This window comes from Bacteroides sp. LFL-34, assembly GCF_027257075.1.
GTDB classification, from domain to species: Bacteria; Bacteroidota; Bacteroidia; order Bacteroidales; family Bacteroidaceae; genus Bacteroides; species Bacteroides ovatus.
Genome location: NZ_JAPQKZ010000082.1, coordinates 1 through 1998 on the forward strand (window position 1 = coordinate 1; position 1998 = coordinate 1998).

The 1998-nt window shown below is 50.8% G+C and carries 2 protein-coding genes; both read right to left on the reverse strand.

All coding sequences use genetic code 11. From position 1 onward, the window contains the following. Positions 1-128 precede the first annotated feature (128 nt). On the reverse strand, positions 129-491 hold the full coding sequence (locus N5O98_RS26060; RefSeq protein ID WP_004308431.1) for a hypothetical protein: 363 nt from the start codon (positions 489-491) through the stop codon (positions 129-131). A gap of 12 nt (positions 492-503) precedes the next feature. Next, positions 504-1739 (reverse strand): site-specific integrase, encoded by a 1236-nt coding sequence (locus N5O98_RS26065; protein ID WP_004308432.1) that lies wholly within the window; start codon positions 1737-1739, stop codon positions 504-506. Positions 1740-1998 lie beyond the last annotated feature (259 nt).

Sequence of the window (1998 nt, forward strand, 5' to 3'; positions counted from 1 at the left end):
TGGACTGCGTGAACTGTTGGAGGCGAATTACCTCAAGCCGCTGGAATAAGGCGGTTGCATGAAAAAAAAGGAAACGGACAGCACCCGATGGTGTTGTCCGTTTCCTTTTTCGTTGTCTGTATGCGTGTTCAGCAATATCCGGTTTTCCCGTTCTGTATGAACATCACGTATGCCTGCCTCTTTTCCTTTGAGAGTGCCTTCTCCACCAGCCACATGCGGAACACGTGTGTATAGTAGGTGTTCAGCCGGAAGGCTACTGGAATGATGATTTCAAGCGAGTAAACATCCGCGTACAGGCCGTTTTCAAGCTGTATGTAGCGGCATACCTCGTAGTCGTTCAGCACGTCCGACTTGCGGACGGCTTTGATGGCGGCGTTCACTGCCGGGACGGTGGCATGGAACTCTTCGGCGATTTCCCCGGCGGTCATCCATACCTCGTTACCGGTTACGCTGACCGTCTTGTCCTCTATAATGATTATGTCACGTTTCATGGCGTCTCTGTTTTAGATGGTACATCCTGCAAATTCCTCGATTTGGTTCAATCTTGCGGCAAGGTTCTCCATGTCTTGGTTGAGCTTCTCTTTGGTTATCTTCGCGTATATCTGCGTTGTCTTTATACTCTTGTGTCCCAGCATGGAACTGACTGTTTCGATGGGTACACCGTTGGAGAGGAACACCGTCGTGGCTGCCGTATGGCGGCTCTGATGCCACGTGATATGCTTGGTGATGCCGCAACGCTTGGCGACGGCACGGATCCCGGCGAGGCACGTGTTGTAGTGGGGAACAGGGAAAATCCTGCCGTTTTCGCACAGCCCGCGGTATTTGTCGATGATTTGTTTCGCAATGTCAAGCAGGCGGATGTTAGACACCACGCCCGTCTTCTGGCGGTTGATGTTTATCCACTCGTGTTCATCGAAGTAGGTGCGGATGTTCTCTTCCGTCAAATTGCGCATATCGGCGAATGACAAGCCCGTGAAGGCGCAGAACAGGTAGAGGTCGCGGTATAGTTCCTGTTTGGCGTTCTTCAGTTTACCTTCCATCAGCAGGCGGATTTCGTCTTTGGTCAGGAAACTGCGTGTCGTTTCCTCCTTCTTGATTTCATACTCCCTGAACGGGTCGCGTGTGAGCCATTCGTTGTTGATGGCGATGAACACCATCGTCCGAAGTGGGCATACATACAGCCACACGGTATTGGTGCAGCAGTGTTTGTCCGTGCGCAGAAACATCTCGAAGTCGGAAATGAAAGCGGGGGTAAGCTCTTTCAACGCGATGTCCTTCACGTGGTAACGGATGTTGAGAAACTCTTGCAGGTGCTTGTAAACGGTCTTGTACTTCAAGAGTGTGCCTTTGGCTTTCATGCCTGCTTCCACCTGCTTGGCATAGTCCTCGTTGTGTTGCTGGAACACCTGCATCAGCGTGTGATAGCGGTGTTCCAGTCCGAGAAAGGCGTTCTTCACCTTCTCTGCCGTGACGAAGTTGTCACGCTCCATGATTTCCTGATAGTGCTTGTTGATGCGCACCCGCATCTTGTCAAGCATGCGGTTCGTTTCGAGTGCCGCCGTGCTTCTGCCCGTGACACGTCCCCCTTTGGTGTCCCACAACTTGGGATCGATGGTCAGTTTGCAACTGAATTGCGTCTGGCTGCCGTCCACCGTGATGCGTCCCATGACGGGAACCGTCCCGTCTTTTTTCACTACCTGACGTTTGAGGTAGTAAATAACTGAAAATGTACTCTTCATCGTCCTTAATTTTTTTTGTTCAAAATTAGTTGGTGAAGAGCCCTCCTCTGATACGCAAATCGCGGAAGAACGGCGCAATCTTTTTTTGTTACCGGATTTTTTGCGTGAGTTGTCAGTAACTCACTAATCCTTAAGGCCTTGTTTCGTTATTCGTGTCCATTTCGTCACCTATTGGGCGTGGTTACGAACAAGTAACGTAGCTCCGTCTTGATTTGGCTTCGGCGTGGATTGTAATGGCTCTCGGAATAATTGGCAGCGT